The organism is Nocardioides luteus (assembly GCF_014648595.1).
Classification (GTDB): Bacteria; Actinomycetota; Actinomycetes; order Propionibacteriales; family Nocardioidaceae; genus Nocardioides; species Nocardioides luteus.
In genome coordinates, this window is the sequence record NZ_BMRK01000030.1 from 12,482 (window position 1) to 29,160 (window position 16,679).

18 protein-coding genes are annotated in these 16,679 nt (G+C 69.6%); 16 read left to right on the forward strand and 2 right to left on the reverse strand.

The features are described from left to right. Positions 1 to 178: 178 nt before the first annotated feature. The 3 genes from rimM (at position 179) to IEY81_RS22720 (ending at position 3,337) form a co-directional block, all read left to right on the forward strand. Positions 179 to 769 carry a ribosome maturation factor RimM gene (gene rimM / locus IEY81_RS22710; RefSeq protein WP_229788097.1) on the forward strand — a complete coding sequence of 197 codons (591 nt, stop codon included), beginning with the start codon at positions 179 to 181 and terminating at the stop codon, positions 767 to 769. Then, complete coding sequence (gene trmD / locus IEY81_RS22715) at positions 766 to 1,923, forward strand: tRNA (guanosine(37)-N1)-methyltransferase TrmD (protein ID WP_189120776.1); 1,158 nt, start codon at positions 766 to 768, stop codon at positions 1,921 to 1,923. The genes rimM and trmD overlap by 4 nt, the downstream gene beginning before the upstream one ends. Before the next feature lie 157 nt (positions 1,924 to 2,080). Next, on the forward strand, positions 2,081 to 3,337 hold the full coding sequence (locus tag IEY81_RS22720) for an ammonium transporter (RefSeq protein ID WP_189120777.1): 1,257 nt from the start codon (positions 2,081 to 2,083) through the stop codon (positions 3,335 to 3,337). 77 nt (positions 3,338 to 3,414) lie between these two features. Here the strand turns inward: IEY81_RS22720 and IEY81_RS22725 are convergent, their stop codons facing one another. Next, positions 3,415 to 4,626, reverse strand: coding sequence for a Fic family protein (locus IEY81_RS22725; protein WP_189120778.1), 1,212 nt, complete (start codon positions 4,624 to 4,626; stop codon positions 3,415 to 3,417). Positions 4,627 to 4,908: 282 nt separating this feature from the next. Here IEY81_RS22725 and rplS point away from each other — a divergent pair, with 282 nt between their 5' ends. The 9 genes from rplS (at position 4,909) to IEY81_RS22770 (ending at position 12,304) form a co-directional block, all read left to right on the forward strand. Beyond that, positions 4,909 to 5,259 carry a 50S ribosomal protein L19 gene (gene rplS / locus IEY81_RS22730; RefSeq protein ID WP_189120779.1) on the forward strand — a complete coding sequence of 117 codons (351 nt, stop codon included), beginning with the start codon at positions 4,909 to 4,911 and terminating at the stop codon, positions 5,257 to 5,259. A gap of 63 nt (positions 5,260 to 5,322) precedes the next feature. Continuing rightward, on the forward strand, positions 5,323 to 6,228 hold the full coding sequence (gene lepB, locus IEY81_RS22735; RefSeq protein WP_189120780.1) for a signal peptidase I: 906 nt from the start codon (positions 5,323 to 5,325) through the stop codon (positions 6,226 to 6,228). Then, on the forward strand, positions 6,225 to 6,917 hold the full coding sequence (rnhB, locus tag IEY81_RS22740; protein ID WP_229788098.1) for a ribonuclease HII: 693 nt from the start codon (positions 6,225 to 6,227) through the stop codon (positions 6,915 to 6,917). The genes lepB and rnhB overlap by 4 nt, the downstream gene beginning before the upstream one ends. Positions 6,918 to 6,999: 82 nt before the next feature. Beyond that, positions 7,000 to 7,308, forward strand: a complete 309-nt coding sequence (locus IEY81_RS22745; protein WP_045550889.1) for a DUF2469 domain-containing protein — start codon at positions 7,000 to 7,002, stop codon at positions 7,306 to 7,308. 140 nt (positions 7,309 to 7,448) lie between these two features. Then, entirely contained in the window at positions 7,449 to 7,814 is a 366-nt protein-coding gene (locus IEY81_RS22750) for a YraN family protein (protein ID WP_189120781.1), read from the forward strand. Next, positions 7,814 to 9,397, forward strand: a complete 1,584-nt coding sequence (locus tag IEY81_RS22755; protein WP_229788099.1) for a YifB family Mg chelatase-like AAA ATPase — start codon at positions 7,814 to 7,816, stop codon at positions 9,395 to 9,397. The genes IEY81_RS22750 and IEY81_RS22755 overlap by 1 nt, the downstream gene beginning before the upstream one ends. Then, a complete protein-coding gene (gene dprA / locus IEY81_RS22760) occupies positions 9,394 to 10,566 on the forward strand; it encodes a DNA-processing protein DprA (RefSeq protein WP_189120783.1) in 1,173 nt (390 codons plus the stop codon). The genes IEY81_RS22755 and dprA overlap by 4 nt, the downstream gene beginning before the upstream one ends. A 63-nt stretch (positions 10,567 to 10,629) precedes the next feature. Further along, on the forward strand, positions 10,630 to 11,604 hold the full coding sequence (locus IEY81_RS22765; protein ID WP_229788100.1) for a tyrosine recombinase XerC: 975 nt from the start codon (positions 10,630 to 10,632) through the stop codon (positions 11,602 to 11,604). A 94-nt stretch (positions 11,605 to 11,698) separates the two neighbouring features. Then, on the forward strand, positions 11,699 to 12,304 hold the full coding sequence (locus IEY81_RS22770; protein WP_189120784.1) for a hypothetical protein: 606 nt from the start codon (positions 11,699 to 11,701) through the stop codon (positions 12,302 to 12,304). Here the strand turns inward: IEY81_RS22770 and IEY81_RS22775 are convergent. Continuing rightward, entirely contained in the window at positions 12,223 to 12,846 is a 624-nt protein-coding gene (locus IEY81_RS22775; RefSeq protein ID WP_189120785.1) for a murein hydrolase activator EnvC family protein, read from the reverse strand. The genes IEY81_RS22770 and IEY81_RS22775 overlap by 82 nt on opposite strands. A 421-nt stretch (positions 12,847 to 13,267) precedes the next feature. Between IEY81_RS22775 and rpsB the strand changes: the two genes are divergently transcribed. The 4 genes from rpsB to frr all read left to right on the forward strand — a co-directional run bounded on the left by rpsB (position 13,268) and on the right by frr (position 16,539). After that, positions 13,268 to 14,182, forward strand: coding sequence for a 30S ribosomal protein S2 (gene rpsB, locus IEY81_RS22780; RefSeq protein WP_189120786.1), 915 nt, complete (start codon positions 13,268 to 13,270; stop codon positions 14,180 to 14,182). A 44-nt stretch (positions 14,183 to 14,226) separates the two neighbouring features. Continuing rightward, positions 14,227 to 15,036 carry a translation elongation factor Ts gene (tsf, locus tag IEY81_RS22785; RefSeq protein ID WP_189120787.1) on the forward strand — a complete coding sequence of 270 codons (810 nt, stop codon included), beginning with the start codon at positions 14,227 to 14,229 and terminating at the stop codon, positions 15,034 to 15,036. Positions 15,037 to 15,204: 168 nt separating this feature from the next. Further along, positions 15,205 to 15,918: a UMP kinase gene (gene pyrH / locus IEY81_RS22790; protein ID WP_189120788.1), complete on the forward strand. Its 714-nt coding sequence runs from the start codon at positions 15,205 to 15,207 to the stop codon at positions 15,916 to 15,918. Between the two features lie 66 nt (positions 15,919 to 15,984). After that, complete coding sequence (gene frr / locus IEY81_RS22795; RefSeq protein ID WP_229788102.1) at positions 15,985 to 16,539, forward strand: ribosome recycling factor; 555 nt, start codon at positions 15,985 to 15,987, stop codon at positions 16,537 to 16,539. Positions 16,540 to 16,679 lie beyond the last annotated feature (140 nt).

Consider the following 16,679-nt stretch of genomic DNA (forward strand, 5'->3'; position numbering starts at 1 on the left):
CCGGGGGTGGCGCCCGTCGGTCGTTTTCGGTCGCCGATCCGCATGTAACACGTCGTTCGTAGGACTATTCGCCCTATCAGAACGACCGGATAGTCCTACGAACGACGTGTTACAGCCGAATCGGGCCGCCCACGCTGAGGAGTTCGGCCCGACGTACGCCACCCTCTAGGCTCACCTCGTGGAGTTGATCGAGGTGCTGGTCGGACGGATCGGCAAGCCGCATGGGATCCGTGGTTTCGTGACGGTCGAGGTGCGCACCGACGAGCCCGACCGGCGGTTCGCCGAGGGCACGGTGCTGCGGGCGCAGCCGCCGAAGGGGTCGGCGTACGCCGCCAAGCAGCTGACCGTCGAGGGTGCCCGCTGGCACGGGCAGGTGCTCCAGGTCGCCTTCGAGGAGATCTCCGACCGCAACGAGGCCGAGGCGGCGCGCGGGACTCTGCTCTTCGCCGACGTCCCCGCCGAGGAGACGCCCGAGGACCCCGACGAGTACTACGACCACCAGCTCATCGGCCTGACCGCCTTCGACGAGGAGGGCCGCGAGCTCGGCACCGTCAAAGCGCTCGTCCACGGCGGCGCGCAGGACCTGCTGACGATCCGTACCCCCGACCGGCGCGACGCGCTGGTGCCGTTCGTGAAGGCGCTGGTGCCGGTGGTCGACCTGGCTGAGAAGAAGGTCGTCATCGCCGACCGTCCCGGCCTGGTCACGCCCTTCGAGGACGACGCGGACAAGGACGCGGACAAGGACGCGGACGAGGACGCCGAGAAGTGAGGCTCGACTACCTCACCATCTTCCCCGACTATCTCGCTCCGCTCCGGCTGAGCCTGCCGGGCAAGGCGATCGAGTCGGGGCTGCTGGAGATGCACGTCCACGACGTGCGCGACTGGACCCACGACCGCCACCGCACCGTCGACGACACGCCCTACGGCGGCGGCGCCGGGATGGTGATGAAGCCGGAGCCGTTCGGGGAGGCCTTCGACGAGCTGGCGATCGACGGCGCGACCGTGATCGTGACGACCCCGAGCGGGGTGCCGTTCACCCAGAGCCTCGCCCGCGAGCTCTCCACCCGCGAGCGGCTGGTCTTCCTGCTCGGTCGCTACGAGGGCATCGACCAGCGCGTGCTCGACCACGCCGCCACCCGTGCCGAGGTGCGCGAGATCTCCCTGGGCGACTACGTGCTCAACGGGGGAGAGGTGGCAGCGATGGCGATCACCGAGGCCGTCGTACGCCTGCTGCCGGGCTTCATGGGCAACGCCGAGTCGCTCGTGGAGGAGTCCCACGAGGACGGCCTGCTGGAGTACCCGGTCTACACCAAGCCCGCTACCTGGCGCGACCTCGAGGTGCCGAAGGTGCTGCTCAGCGGCGACCACAAGCGCATCGCCGAGTGGCGTCATCAGCAGGCTGTGGAAAGAACCTCCGTACGCCGCCCCGACCTGCTCCACGCCTCGCAGGCCACCTCGGAGTGGGAGATCGTGCCGGCCGTCCGCGCCGACGCGCCCGAGATCCACACGCTGCAGCTGGCCTGCTGGGTGCAGGAGATGCACGAGAACCCCGGCGTGGAGATCCCGCCGCTGCACGAGTCGTTCGAGGACACGGTGCGCGCGCTGGAGACCCATGACGTCTACGTGGTCCGCTCCGCCGGGCGCCTCGTCGGCTCGGTCCGCGGTCGGCTCGACGGTGACGTCTGGGAGATCGGCCGGCTGATGACAGCCATCGACCTGCAGGGCCGAGGTCTCGGCCGTCAGCTGCTCGAGCACATCCAGGCAGTCGCGCCGGCGGGCACAAGGTCCTACCGGCTCTTCACCGGGGCCAGGAGCGAGCGCAACCAGAAGCTCTACAAGAAGGCCGGGTTCCGGCTGCGCCGCGACCTCGAAGCCCCTCCGGGCGCCGTCATCCTGACGAAGACGCACGCTCGCGGTCGGTAACAGAACGGCAACCGCCGACTCTGTTACGCATCCGTAACACCAGACATCTGTGCCTGAAACGAAGCGTCGCGACGATTCCGGGCAATGCGTACGACGAGCGATGTGGCTCGCGTGACGTCACAGCCCCATCCCGAGACTCAAATCTATGAGGCACTGAATGTCTGTCGAACTTGCATGGCAACTCCTGTGCGCGGCCCTGGTCATCTTCATGACCCCCGGTCTCGCCTTCTTCTACGGCGGTCTGGTGAAGGCCAAGTCCGTCGTCTCCATGATGATGCTGAGCTTCGGCTCGATCGCCGTCGTCACGGTCCTCTACGTCCTCTACGGCGGCACCGGCATCGCCGGCAACGGCACCAGCGGCGGCACCAAGCTGTTCGGTAACCCGTTCGAGGACTTCGGGATGACCGACCTCGTCACCTCCGCCGGCAGCGGCGACGCGGGCAACCTCTTCGGTGGTCACGCCTTCCTCGTCGCGTTCTGCATCATCACCGTCGCCCTGGTCTCGGGGGCCGTCGCCGACCGTGCGCGCTTCTGGCCGTGGATGATCTTCGCGGTCTTCTTCGCGACCTTCGTCGTCTTCCCGACCTTCCGCTGGATCTGGGGCGTGGACGCCGAGGGCAACTTCTACGGCTGGCTCGCCAACAACGTCTACGGCCTCGGCGGCTCCCTCGACTGGGCCGGCGGCACCGTGATCCACCAGTCGGCCGGTGCTGCGGCCCTCGCCCTGGCGCTCGTGCTCGGTCGTCGCAAGGTCGGCTTCTCCAAGGAGGAGACGGTCGCCCACAACGTACCGCTCGTGCTGATCGGCACCGCGATCCTCTGGTTCGGCTGGTTCGGCTTCAACACCGGTGTCTTCGGTGCCGACGAGGGCCAGACCTCGCTGATCTTCATCAACACCCTGCTCACCCCGGCCGCGGGCCTCCTCGGCTGGCTCGTCGTGGAGCAGTTCAAGGACGGCAAGCCGACCGCGGTGGGCGCTGCCTCCGGCATCGTGACCGGCCTGGTCGCCATCACCCCGGCGTGTGCGTTCGTCAGCCCGGTCTGGGCGCTCGTCCTCGGCCTGGTCGCCGGCGCCGTCTGCGCCCTGGCCGTCGAGCTCAAGTTCAAGCTCGGCTTCGACGACACCCTCGACGTGGTCGGCATCCACCTCGTCGCCGGTTTCATCGGCTGCATCTGGGTCGGCATCTTCGGCATGGAGACCCTCACCGGCGGCAGCCTCGTCTTCGGTGGCAACCTCAAGCTGCTCGGCGCCCAGGTCCTCTCCTCGCTCACCGTGATCGTGTTCTCGTTCGTGGTGGCCTTCATCATCGGCTTCGCGATCGAGAAGACCATCGGCTTCCGGGCCAAGGAGGAGGACGAGGTCGCCGGTATCGACACCGTGCACCACGAGCCGGGCTACTCCGAGCTCGCCTGACCCCTCACCGCCCCGCCTCGAGGCCCGCTCCGGTACGTCCGGGGCGGGCCTCGCGGCGTACGTCTCGTAGGTCTACGTCAGCGGGGCCCGTAAGGGAGCCGGCGGGCCTGGTCCTGGATCCGGGCGCTGAGGTCCTCGACCTCGGCCAGCACCGCCGGCGCCACCCAGACGGGGGAGCGGCGGGTGCGCTTGATCCGAGAGAGGACACCGACCCGCTCGAGCCCGTCGATCGTCCCCTGGGGATCCTCGACCCCGAGCTGCTCGGTGACCAGGCCGGCGTTGAGGATGGGCTCCGCGGTGAGCAGGTCGAGGAGCCGGTACGCCGCGGAGCCGGGCCGCGGGCTCCCGGCCGTCTTGCCCCACCCCTGCCGGATGCTCTCCAGCGCCTCGGCGGTCTTCCACGACTCGGTCGTGGCGATCGTGGTCGAGGCCGCGAGCATCGCGATGATCGTGGCGGGGGTGCCGGCCCGGTAGTCGTGGAGGGCGGCAAAGTAGCGGTCGCGATGGGCGACGAGCGCCGAGGCGATCGGCACGGTCAGGTGACGCGAGGCCCGGCGGCGTCGGAGCACGGCATGGATGAGCGCCCGCCCGATCCGGCCGTTGCCGTCGATGAAGGGGTGGATCGACTCGAACTGCGCGTGCACGATCGCCGCCTGGGCGATGGGGGCGAGGTCGTCGCGGTTCGCGAAGGCGACCAGGTCCTCGATGTACTCGACGACCGTCTCGGGCGGGGGCGGCACGTGCATGGTGTCGCGGGGGGAGTAGTCGGAGCCGCCGACCCAGTTCTGCACGGTGCGGAACCTGCCCGCCCCGGCCGCCTCGTCGGGGTGGCGCGCGAACAGGTCGCCATGGGCGCGCAGGATCGCGTCGGAGGTGATCTTGCGGCTGGTGTCGGCCTCCTGGATCAGCCGCTCCATCGCCTGGGTCGCGGAGGCCATCGAGACCGCCGAGGCGTTGGCGCCGATGCCCAGCAGGGCACGGCCGTAGTCGGCGAGGCTCGCCTCGACGTGCTCGATCTTGGAGGAGTCGATCGCCTCGGTGCGCAGCTGCAGGTGGTTGAGCTCGGCCATGGTGCGACCGTGGACCAGGTCGAGGTGGCGCAGCGCGCCGGCGCTGGCCGTGGTCATCGCGGCCACCGGGCGCTCGAGCACCAGGTCGAGGTCGGCGATGTAGGGCGGCAGGGCGACGGTCACCTCGCGCAGCATCCGGTCCGCACGCGGACCTCGCGGGGTCCGCTGCCGGTAGGGGCGCGTGGCGTAGGTGTGCGGCGGCCAGTCGCTCTCGGTCACGCAGGCATCCTTCCACGGTGGGCCTGCGTGCGCGGGTGGTCGCTGCGTACGTCTCAGCGGTTCCCTCGATTCCCGGCAGCCCGCGGCGCTGTGGCAAACTTGTGGCCCGGTCCTGTCGGCCGAAGCACGCTCCGAAGATCACACCCGGAGGTGTCGCGACGGGCTCCTGCCACAGGGGGAACCGTGCGCCGCCGGCCACGATGACTGGACCACCGCCAAAACATCGCCCTGACCAGGGCATTGATGACCACGATCGGCCTGTGGCGAACGTGAGGAGAAATCATGAGCAACCTACTCGCTGAGGTCGGCAACGCCTCCAAGCGCGACGACCTGCCGGAGTTCCGCGCCGGTGACACCGTCAAGGTCCACGTGAAGGTCGTCGAGGGCAACCGGTCCCGCGTGCAGATCTTCCAGGGCGTCGTGATCCGCGTCCACGGCTCCGGCATCGGCCGCACCTTCACCGTCCGCAAGGTCTCCTTCGGCGTCGGCGTCGAGCGCACCTTCCCGCTGCACTCGCCGATCTTCGAGCAGATCGAGGTCGTCACCCGCGGTGACGTCCGTCGCGCGAAGCTCTACTACCTGCGCAACCTGCGCGGCAAGAAGGCGAAGATCAAGGAGCGCCGCGAGTCCTGAGAGGCCCCTGAACCGCAGCGAGTCGATGAGGCTCGCTGTGGAGGGAGTCTCTAGACTCACCGCGTGACTTCGAACGACCGCGATCCATCCGTCGGCGTCGGGCCCCAACCTCGTTGGGACGGGCCTCAGACGGGAGGGTCGCGGTCGTTCTCGTCCTACCCCCAGAACCCGCGCTGGGCGGGGGAGCAGCGTCAGCGCCCCGCCGGCCCTCCGCCGCGGGAGGAGGAGCCCAAGCGAGGCATGTCGGCCTGGCAGGAGGGCATCGTCCTGGTCGTGCTGGCCGTGCTGGTCGCGATCGTGGTGAAGGCCTTCTTCGTGCAGGCCTTCTACATCCCCTCCGAGTCCATGGAGCCGGGTCTGCAGGGCGGCCCGTCGGTGGCGACCGACGACCGGGTGCTCGTCGAGAAGCCCTCCTACTGGCTCTCCGGCACCCCGCAGCGCGGCGACGTCGTGGTCTTCTCCGACCCGGGCTCCTGGCTCGGCGTCGAGGAGGCGGGCGGGCCCGACAACCTGATCGGCAAGGCGCTCTCGGTCATCGGCCTCTACCCCGAGGGCGGTCACTTGGTGAAGCGCGTCATCGGCGTGCCGGGCGACGTCGTGGAGTGCTGTGACAAGCAGGGCCGGCTGATGGTCAACGGCGAGCCGATCGACGAGCCGTACGCCCGCCCGTCCCAGACCAAGTGCGGCCGCCCCAACAAGGACGGCGAGTGCTTCGGACCGATGCCCGGCAACCGTCACTGGGAGTCCGGGACCGTGCCGCCGGGGTCGCTGTTCGTGATGGGCGACAACCGGGCCAACTCGGCCGACTCGACCGTGCACATGTGCACCGCCAACGAGACCGACTGCGCACTGGTCCCCTGGGTGCCGGAGGAGAACGTGGTCGGTAAGGTCGTTGCGCTCGGTTGGCCCCTGGACCGGGCAAAATGGATCCACCGGCCCAAGAGCTTCGAGGACGTACCCACCCCATGAGCAGTGCCCCCACCCTTCGTGTCGAGCGGTCGATGCTGCGCGACGGCGTCACCCACCTCGGTGCCGTCGACGAGGTGGGGCGGGGCGCGCTCTGTGGACCGGTCTCGATCGGGATCGTGGTGATCTCGGCGACGACTCGCACAGCGCCCCAGGGCGTACGCGACTCCAAGCTGCTCACGCCCGAGGCCCGCGAGATGCTCGCGCCGAAGGTGCGCCGCTGGGCCATCGACTCGGCCGTCGGGCACGCGCTCGCCTCCGAGATCGACGAGGTCGGCATCATGGCCGCGATGCGGCTGGCCGGTCAGCGGGCGTTGAGCGCCCTGGACGTACGTCCCGACGCGTTGCTCCTGGACGGCAACCACAACTATCTCTCCCCGCCGGTTCAGGAGGGGCTCTTCGGCGAGGTCTCCGAGATGGTGGAGGAGATCGAGGTGCCGCCGGTGACGACGATGATCAAGGCCGACATGAAGTGCGCCGCGGTCGCGGCCGCCTCGATCCTGGCGAAGACCTCGCGCGACGCGCTGATGGTCGCGCTGCACGAGGAGTTCCCCGACTACGCGTGGGCCGACAACAAGGGCTACTCCGCCCCGGCCCACATCGCGGCGCTCGAACGGCTCGGCCCCTCGGCATATCACCGTCGCTCGTGGAGTCTTCCCGGCACTTCGCCGGTCTTGGCCCTAGAGTCCTGATCATGAGCGAGCGCGAGCGAGCGACCAGTGACCTCAGGCTGCCGCGTCCGTATTCTTGGATCGTCTTCACGGAGGCGGCGGCATGAGCGCTGAGGATCTCGAGAAGTACGAGACCGAGATGGAGCTGACCCTCTACCGCGAGTATCGCGACGTGGTCGGCATCTTCAAGTACGTCGTCGAGACCGACCGCCGCTTCTATCTGTGCAACCAGGTCGACGTGCGGGCGCGCACCGACTCGGGCGATGTCTATTTCGAGGTCTCGATGAACGACGTCTGGGTCTGGGACATGTATCGACCCGCCCGGTTCGCGAAGGCGGTCAAGGTGCTCACCTTCAAGGACGTCAACGTCGAGACGCTGAACCCGACCGACATCGACCAGCCGCTGGACTGACAGGGCACCGTTCCGCGGGCCAGTTGCTGTCCACAGGGCGATCTCGATCCGGGGTTATCCCCAGGCGCCCCGAGACCCGCCCGGATTGTCGGTGCGCCCGATGAGTCTGGACCTCGAAGCCGAATGGCAGGAGGTCCATGATGAGTTCAACGGCGCCGGCGCGGATCGCGCTGGGAAACTACGGCGAATCGGTCGCCGAGCGGCATCTGGTCGAGGCGGGGATGACCGTGCTCGACCGCAACTGGCGGTGCGAGGACGGCGAGATCGACCTCGTCCTGCGCGAGGGCGACACGCTCGTCGTCTGCGAGGTGAAGACCCGCAGCCACGACGGCTGCGGCACTCCTCATGAAGCGGTCGACAAGACCAAGCTCGATCGGTTGAGACGGCTGGCGATCGCCTGGCTGCAGCAGCACGATGTGCGCGCGCCAGGCATCCGGATCGACCTGGTCGCGGTGATGCAGGCGCCTCGCGGTTCGGCGCTGGTCGAGCACGTCAGGGGTCTGTGATGGGATACGCGCGAGCTCACGGCGTCGCGCTGCGCGGCGCGGTCGGCCACCTGGTCGACGTGCAGGCCGACGTCTCGCCCGGGCTGGTGGGGGTCACCCTCGTCGGCCGGGCCGACAGCGTGCTGGCCGAGGGGCGTGACCGGGTGCGGATGGCGATCATCAACTCCGAGCTCGACTGGCCCGCGACCAAGCGGATCACGGTGCTGCTCTCACCGGCCGACCTGCCGAAGGGCGGGTCCCACTACGACCTGGCGATGGCGCTCGCCGTCCTCGCCGCGTGCGGGGAGATCGAGCCGCTCGGCCTCGAGCGCACGGTCTTCATCGGCGAGCTCGCCCTCGACGGCGGGCTGCGACCGACCTCGGGGGTGCTCCCGATGGTGCTCGCCGCCTCCCATGCCGGGATCGCCCGGGTGGTGGTTCCCGAGCCGCAGGTGAGCGAGGCGCGGATGGTGCCCGGGATGGAGATCCTGGGATTCCGCTCCCTCGGTCAGGTGGTGGCCGAGCTGCGGGGCGAGCCGGTGCCCGATGCGCCGCCGGTCGCGACCGGCACCGGCGGCAGCCTGCTCGGTTGGCGGGGTGACCGTCGGCTCGAGGACGTCGACATGTCCGACCTGCGCGGGATGCCCGAGACCCGCTACGCCGTCGAGGTCGCGGCCGCGGGCGGTCATCATCTGCTGCTCAAGGGGCCGAAGGGCTGTGGGAAGACCTCGATCGCCGAGCGGATCCCGACGATCCTGCCCGACCTCTCGCGCGAGGAGTCGCTGGAGGTGATGGCGGTGCAGTCGCTGGCGGGTGTGCTCGACGTCGACCGGGGCCTGCTCACCCGGCCGCCGTTCTCGGCGCCCCACCACGACGCCTCCAAACCAGGCATCGTCGGCGGGGGATCAGGCCGGGTCCGGCCGGGGCAGGTGTCGCTGTCCCACGCCGGCGTCCTCTTCCTCGACGAGTTCCCGCTCTTCCGCAGCGATGTCATCGAGTGCCTGCGCGAGCCGCTGGAGAGCGGGGACATCACGGTCTCGCGTGGGGAGGAGTCGGTGACTCTCCCAGCGCGAAGCCTGGTGGTCCTCGCCGCCAACCCCTGCCCTTGCGGCAACTTCGACGCCTCGGTGGGCAAGGACAAGTGCATCTGCCGCTCCACCGAGCGCCAGGCCTACGACCGCAAGGTCTCCGGTCCGATCACCGACCGCATCGACATCAGCCGCACCCTGCGCCCGATGTCCGAGCAGAACCACGACCCCTGGGGCTCTGAGTCCAGCGCGGCCATCCGCGAACGGGTCACCGCGGCCAGACGCCGCCAGCGTGAGCGCTACGCCGACTTCGGCTGGCGGCTCAACGGCCAGGCCAGCGGCATCGCGTTGCGTGACCACTGGCCGCTGCCACCCTCGGCCGAGGCGCTGATCGACTCGCGCATCTTCTCCGGCGCGCTGACTCGCCGGGGAGCGGTGCGGGTGCACCGCCTGGCCTGGACCGTGGCCGACCTCCGTGGTGTCGACTGGCCCGGCGTCGCCGAGACCGAGACTGCGCTCGCGCTCCGCGACGGCGGCAACCTCACCGTCTCCGCCTTCGAAGGGAGGTCGGCATGACAGCGGCGACCGTCGCCCCGACCTTCGCCGAGCTGGAGCGGGAGCGGCTGGCCAGGATCGCGCTGACCCAGCTGATCGAGCCCGGCACCCCGCTGCTCGACACCTGCATGGTCGGCTCCACCGCGACCGAGCTCTACCAGCGCTTCGCCGAGGAGGATCCGGATCTCGGCGACGACGCCCGCGACGCCCGGGAGCGGCTTGCCGAGATCCACCCGGACCGCGACCTGGAGCGAGCCACCGACGCGGGCTTCCGCTACGTCATCCCCGGCGACGAGGAATGGCCGGTCCAGGTCGATCGGCTCGCCGGACAGGAGCCCCTCCAGCACCGCACCGGCACACCCCTCGGCCTGTGGGTGCGTGGCCCCCTCCTGCTCAGCGACCTCGACCGGTCGGTGGCAGTCGTCGGCTCCCGCGACGCGACGGCCTACGGCGCCGACGCCGCGGCCCGGATCGCCGCTGACCTCGCCGTCAACGACTTCGTGACGGTCTCCGGTGCCGCCTTCGGCATCGACGCCGCCGCCCACCGCGGCGCACTCACCGGCCCGCCCGGGAGCACCGTCGCTGTGCTCGCCGGGGGAGTCGACGTCTACTACCCGGTGAGCAACCGGCGGCTGATCGACGCGATCGCCGAGAGCGGTGCGGTGATCTCGGAGATCGCGCCCGGCTTCTCGGTCACCCGCTACCGGTTCCTGTCCCGCAACCGGATCATCGCGGCCCTCGCCCGCGGCACCGTGGTGGTGGAGGCGGCCGCGCGCAGCGGCTCCCTCAACACCTCCCACTGGGCCTACAGCATCAACACGCCCGTGATGGCGGTGCCGGGCCAGGTCGGGGCGATGACCTCGGTCGGCACCCACGACCTCCTGCGCAGCGGCAAGGCCGTCCTGGTCACCGACGGTCTCGACGTGCGCGAGCTCGTCGGAGACATGGGGGAGGCGCTCCCGGCCGAGCCCCGAGGTCCGGTGCGCCGCCGCGACTCCCTCACCTCCGTCGAGAAACAGGTGCTCGACGCGGTCCCGGTGGGGCGGCCGCTTGCCCAGATCGCGGTGGCGCGGGCGGCGTGCCTGCACCCGAAGACGGCCGGCACCGCGCTCTCCCGACTCGAGGCGCTGGGGCTCGCCGAACGGCACCCCGACGGGTGGCAGCTGGCGCCGGGTGCGGCGCGCACCTGATCTCAGCTGATGCCGGGCGCGGCTCGCGTCCCGTGGGCACGGCCACCGCCTATCCTGGCTCGGGTGAGCGCTGATCCCGAGGCAGGCCGGGGCGAAGGCCAGGAGGGTGGGTCCGCGGAAGCGGAGCTCCCCGAGGTCTTCGCCGCGCTGCTGGGGGACTACGAGCGTCATCTCGCCGCGGAGCGCGGTCTCTCCGACCACACCGTCCGCGCCTACCTGGGTGACGTGCGCAGCCTGCTCGATCACGCCGGCCGGATGGGCCGCAGCGCACCGGAGCAGATCGACCTGCGTACCCTCCGCAGTTGGCTGGCCAAGCAACAGACCACCGGCCACTCCCGCACGACGCTCTCCCGCCGGGCCACCGCCGCGAGGGTCTTCTGCGGGTGGCTGGTACGAACCGGGCGGGCCGAGGTCGACGCCGGTGCCGCGCTCGGCTCGCCCAAGCCCCACCGTGCCCTCCCGCCCGTGCTCCGCCGCGACGAGGTCGAGTCCCTCATCGCCGCGGCGATCAGCGCCGCCGAGGACGGCACCGCTGTCGGGATGCGCGACATCGCCGTGCTCGAGGTGCTCTATGCGACCGGCGCCCGCGTCGGTGAGGTCGTCGGTCTCGACCTCGACGACGTCGACTACGAGCGTCGCGTGATCCGAGTGCTCGGCAAGGGCCGCAAGGAGCGGATGGTGCCCTTCGGTGGTCCCGCCGGACGGGGCCTGGACCGCTGGGTCGTACGCGGCCGCCCCCAGCTCCTCACCGACTCCTCCGGCCCGGCCCTCTTCCTCGGAGCGCGCGGCGGCCGACTCGACCAGCGCGCCGTACGCACCCTGGTCCACCGCCGCCTCGCCGACGTACCCGGCGCCCCCGACCTCGGCCCCCACGGCCTGCGCCACAGCACCGCCACCCACCTCCTCGAAGGCGGCGCCGACCTCCGCTCGGTCCAGGAGCTCCTCGGCCACGCCAGTCTCGCGACCACCCAGATCTACACCCACGTCAGCAGCGACCGCCTCCGCAACGCCTACCGCCAAGCCCACCCCCGCGCCTGACCCCGCCGAGACGGCGGGGCCTACGCCAGATCGCGTACGCAGCCCACGCCCGCACGCGGACGCGGCCGGAGTCGTGGGTGGCCAGTCTGAGGGCATGAGTCAGAAGACGACATCCGGCAGGCCGAACCGACTGCGGCCCGGCGTGCGTAAGGCAGTGCTCGTGGTCCACCTGCTCGGGGTGGGAGCGTGGATCGGCATCGATGTGGTCGTCGGCATCATGGCGGCGGTCGCCACCGGGACCGGCGATGCCGCCGATCGTGGCCTGGCGCTTCAGGTGATCGGCACCTACCTCGGCGGGCCGATGCTCGCCGCTGGAGTGATCGTGCTGGCGACTGGGCTGGTCCTCGGGTGGGGGACGAAGTGGGGACTGGTGCGGTTCTGGTGGGTGTCGGTGAAGCTGGTGCTCAATGTGGTGCTGGTGGCGCTGATTGTCTTCGTGCTGCAGCCGGGGATGGCAGAGGTGCGGACCATCGGTGAGGTGCTGACGGCGACGGGGGAGCTGGTCGGTGATGTGAGCGACCTGCGGTCCCCGCCGGCGGTCTCGCTGACCGTGCTGACGATCGCGGTCGTGCTCTCGGTCTACAAGCCCTGGGGACGCACGCGCCGTGGCCGCTCGGCTCAGCGCACCGGATCGCCGCGCCAGAGCGGGAGGAGCCGGATCGGGCGAGGGGCGTCGACGAGCAGCAGCGGGTCGAGGTAGACGTCGTCCGCGTTGCGGATCCAGCCCCAGTGGAGACAGGCGGCCGGGAAGCAGTGGGAGCCGGCCACACCGAGCCGACCCAGCGGCGAACCGGCCGCCACCGAGTCACCGACGGACACCGTCGCCACGACCGGCTCGTAGGTGGTGCGGGTCGCACCGTGGTCGACGCTCACCGCCGGCTTGCCGGCGATCACTCCGGCGAAGGAGACCGTGCCGGCCAGCGCGGCCCGGACCACAGCGCCGGGCGAGCCGGCCAGGTCCACACCGCGGTGGCCGGCACCCCACGGAGCGTCCGGCGGGTCGAACCGGCGCTCCACCGACGGCTGCGGCGCAAGCGGCCACTCGCCGCGAGGGACCTCGTCCGTCGCTCCGACCGGGCGCGAACCCTCGTCGTGACCCGTTGCCCCGTCCAGCGAGGCGCCGGAGGGCGCCACCTCGGCACGTGGCGTCGCGAGGGCTGGATCTGACGGGGCGATGAGGACGACGAGGAACAGGGCCGCGACGAGGGCGCGGACCCGGTCGGAGAAGCGGTGCGAGGTCATGCCGAGCAGACAACCCCGGATCGGAGAACCGCACAACGGGCTTCGTGAGGGCTGTGGACAACCCCGTCCCGAGATGCCCCTGTGGACACTGATCGGCCCGTACAGAGACCGCACCCGGAGGATTGGCCCGATGCCACGGTCGGCGGCTAGTCTTGGACCGGCAGCCCCCTGTGGGCTGACTTCGCACGCCAGCAGACCGCGACGGTGACTCGCTCCGAGACACCGGTCGCCCGCGGGCGCGGCCCTCAGTCCCGAGCACCACGCTCAGGTCGGACCGCGTGCAGGCGTCAGGGCTCATCATCACCGATGGGCGCGAAACTGAAAACCGACCGGCCCCCGTCAACACCCGCCCGACCTCGAGAAACGCAAGGTCGAGCCACCAGCGGTGCAGACGTGGGCCACCACCTAGGAGAAAAACATCATGGCAGTCGTGACCATGCGCCAGCTCCTCGAGAGCGGCGTCCACTTCGGACACCAGACCCGTCGCTGGAACCCGAAGATGAAGCGGTTCATCCTCACCGACCGCAACGGCATCTACATCATCGACCTGCAGCAGTCGCTGGCCTACATCGACCGCAGCTACGCCTTCATCAAGGAGACCGTGGCCAAGGGCGGCACGATCATGTTCGTGGGCACCAAGAAGCAGGCCCAGGAGGCCATCGCCGAGCAGGCGACCCGCGTCGGCATGCCCTACGTTAACCAGCGCTGGCTGGGCGGCATGCTCACCAACTTCCAGACCGTGCACCAGCGGATCAACCGCCTCAAGGAGCTCGACGAGGTCAACTTCGACGACGTCGCCGGCTCGGGCCGCACGAAGAAGGAGCTCCTGCAGATGAAGCGGGAGCGCGACAAGCTCGAGAAGACCCTGGGCGGCATCCGCGAGATGGGCCGCACCCCGTCCGCCGTCTGGATCGTCGACACCAAGAAGGAGCACCTCGCCGTCGAGGAGGCTCGCAAGCTCCGGATCCCGATCGTCGGCATCCTGGACACCAACTGCGACCCCGACGAGGTCGACTTCCCGATCCCGGGCAACGACGATGCCATCCGCGCGGTCGGCCTGCTGACCCGCGTGGTCGCCGACGCCGTCGCCGAGGGCCTCATCGCCCGCTCCGGTGGCAAGTCCGAGGGCGCCGAGGCCACCGCCGAGGAGCCGCTGGCCGAGTGGGAGCGCGAGCTCCTGGCGACCCCGGCTGCCGAGGAGGGCAAGGCCGAGGAGACCAAGGCCGACGACAAGGCTGAGGAGCCGAAGGCTGAGGAGGCCAAGGCCGAGGAGTCCACCGAGACCCCCGCCGAGGAGACCCCCGCCGAGACCCCTGAGGCCCCGGCCGAGGCCTGAGCCTCATCGTCCAAGCCACTTTTACAAGTCAGAGGAAGACACACATGGCTTACACCGCTGCCGACGTCAAGAAGCTCCGTGAGCTGACCCAGGCCGGCATGATGGACTGCAAGAAGGCGCTCGACGAGACCGACGGCGACTTCGACAAGGCCGTCGAGATCCTTCGCGTCAAGGGTGCGGCCAAGGCCGCCGCCCGCGCCGCCGAGCGCACCACCTCGGCCGGCCTCGTGGCCGCCTCCGGCAACGCGCTCGTCAGCCTCCTCTCGGAGACCGACTTCGTCGCCAAGAACGAGGGCTTCGTCGCCGCTGCCCAGCAGATCGCCGACGCCGCGAACGCCAACAAGGTCAACGACATCGAGACCCTGAAGACCGTCTCGCTCGGCGACAAGACCGTCGGTGAGACCGTCGAGGAGCTCGCCCGCACCATCGGCGAGAAGATCGAGCTCGGTCAGGTCGCCTACTTCGAGGGTGAGACCACGGTCTACCTGCACAAGAAGGCCTCCGACCTGCCGCCGAGCCTCGGCGTCCTGGTCGCCTACGAGGGTGACGAGGCTGCCGCTAAGCAGGCCGCCCAGCAGGCTGCCGCGCTCAAGGCGCAGTACCTCACCTCCGACGAGGTCCCGGCCGACGTGGTCGAGGCGGAGAAGGACGTCCTCACGAAGAAGACGCTCGAGGAGGGCAAGCCCGAGGCTGCCGTCGGCAAGATCGTCGAGGGTCGCATCAAGGCGTTCTTCAAGGAGATCGTCCTGCTCGACCAGGAGTCGGTCTTCGAGTCGAAGAAGTCCGTCAAGCAGGTGCTCGACGCCGCCAACACGCAGGTGAAGCAGTTCGCCCGCTTCGACGTCGGCGCCTGAGTCGAGCCTGACCGTGCGCCCTCACGGCGCCAACAGTTAGGTTGAGCAGCAACGTACGACGAGAGGAGCCGGTCCGATGACCCGTATGGTGATCATCGGACCGGCTCTTTCGTACGCCGAGAACCCCTGCACCACCCCGCACGACGTCGCCCGAGGAAAGGCCACGGCATGACCCGATACCAGCGCATCCTGATCAAGCTGTCCGGAGAGAACTTCGGCGGCGGCGAGGTCGGCGTCGACCCTGTCGTGGTCGCCGGCATCGCGAAGGAGATCGCTGCCGTCGCCAGCACCGGCGTCCAGGTCGCCATCGTCGTCGGCGGTGGCAACTTCTTCCGCGGCGCCGAGCTCCAGCAGGCCGGCATGGACCGCGCCCGTGCCGACTACATGGGCATGCTCGGCACCGTGATGAACTGCCTCGCACTGCAGGACTTCCTCGAGAAGGAGGGAGTCGACACCCGGGTGCAGACCGCCATCACGATGGGCCAGGTCGCCGAGCCCTACATCCCGCGCAAGGCCATGCGTCACCTCGAGAAGGGCCGCGTCGTGATCTTCGGCGCCGGCTCGGGGATGCCGTTCTTCTCCACTGACACAGTCGCAGCGCAGCGCGCCCTCGAGGTCCACTCCGAGGTCGTCCTGATGGCCAAGAACGGCGTCGACGGTGTCTACACGGCCGACCCGAAGAAGGACCCGCTGGCGACGAAGTACGATGAGCTCACTTTCGGCGAGGCGCTGCAGAAGCAGCTCAAGATCGCCGACGCCACCGCGTTCGCCCTCTGCATGGAGAACAAGATGCCGATCGTGGTCTACGGCGCGGAGGACGAAGGGGCGATCTACCGGATCGTCCAGGGTGAGAAGATCGGTACGCTCGTCACCGCTGGCTGAGCGGCACGAGCCCACACGCCACCCCCTACAACCCAACACTTAACGAGCGCACAGGAGCATCCGGTGATCAACGACATCCTCAACGAGGCCGACAGCAAGATGGTGAAGTCGGTGGACTCCACGCGTGAGGACTTCGCCACCATTCGTGCCGGCCGGGCCACCCCGCAGATGTTCAACAAGATCCTGGTCGACTACTACGGCACCCCGACGCCGATCCAGCAGCTCGCATCGTTCACCAGCCCGGAACCCCGGATCATCAACATCGCCCCGTTCGACATCGGCGCCATGGCCAACGTCGAGAAGGCGATCCGCGACTCCGACCTCGGCGTCAACCCGTCCAACGACGGCAAGATCCTCCGCGCGGTCTTCCCCGAGCTGACCGAGGAGCGCCGCAAGGAATACATCAAGCTCGCCAAGGAGAAGGCCGAGCAGGGCCGCGTCTCGGTGCGCCAGGTGCGCCAGAAGGCCAAGCAGAACCTCGAGAAGCTCGAGAAGGACGGCGAGGCCAGCAAGGACGACGTCACCGGTGCCGAGAAGCGCCTCGACAGCATGACCAAGAAGCACACCGACGCGATCGACGAGCTGCTCAAGTCCAAGGAAGCCGAGCTGCTGGAGGTCTGAGCCTGTGACCCTGCGAGCGAAGCGAGCAGGGTCACAACGCGAAGAGATCGAGCGAGCGCGCCGCTGAGCTTGCGAAGCGGCGACCGCGTGTCGAGATCTACACATCGCGAAATGACAGTCCCGAGACCCATCCGAACATC

Excerpts from the sequence above, each read along its gene's own strand:
- rnhB (WP_229788098.1), top strand. The coding sequence starts at position 6,225 with ATGAGCAGTGCCCCCACCCTTCGTGTCGAGCGGTCGATGCTGCGCGAC.
- IEY81_RS22750 (WP_189120781.1), top strand. The coding sequence starts at position 7,449 with ATGAGTTCAACGGCGCCGGCGCGGATCGCGCTGGGAAACTACGGCGAA.
- IEY81_RS22745 (WP_045550889.1), top strand. The coding sequence starts at position 7,000 with ATGAGCGCTGAGGATCTCGAGAAGTACGAGACCGAGATGGAGCTGACC.
- tsf (WP_189120787.1), top strand. The coding sequence starts at position 14,227 with ATGGCTTACACCGCTGCCGACGTCAAGAAGCTCCGTGAGCTGACCCAG.
- rpsB (WP_189120786.1), top strand. The coding sequence starts at position 13,268 with ATGGCAGTCGTGACCATGCGCCAGCTCCTCGAGAGCGGCGTCCACTTC.
- IEY81_RS22775 (WP_189120785.1), bottom strand. The coding sequence starts at position 12,846 with ATGACCTCGCACCGCTTCTCCGACCGGGTCCGCGCCCTCGTCGCGGCC.
- IEY81_RS22770 (WP_189120784.1), top strand. The coding sequence starts at position 11,699 with ATGAGTCAGAAGACGACATCCGGCAGGCCGAACCGACTGCGGCCCGGC.
- pyrH (WP_189120788.1), top strand. The coding sequence starts at position 15,205 with ATGACCCGATACCAGCGCATCCTGATCAAGCTGTCCGGAGAGAACTTC.
- IEY81_RS22755 (WP_229788099.1), top strand. The coding sequence starts at position 7,814 with ATGGGATACGCGCGAGCTCACGGCGTCGCGCTGCGCGGCGCGGTCGGC.
- IEY81_RS22720 (WP_189120777.1), top strand. The coding sequence starts at position 2,081 with ATGTCTGTCGAACTTGCATGGCAACTCCTGTGCGCGGCCCTGGTCATC.
- rplS (WP_189120779.1), top strand. The coding sequence starts at position 4,909 with ATGAGCAACCTACTCGCTGAGGTCGGCAACGCCTCCAAGCGCGACGAC.
- dprA (WP_189120783.1), top strand. The coding sequence starts at position 9,394 with ATGACAGCGGCGACCGTCGCCCCGACCTTCGCCGAGCTGGAGCGGGAG.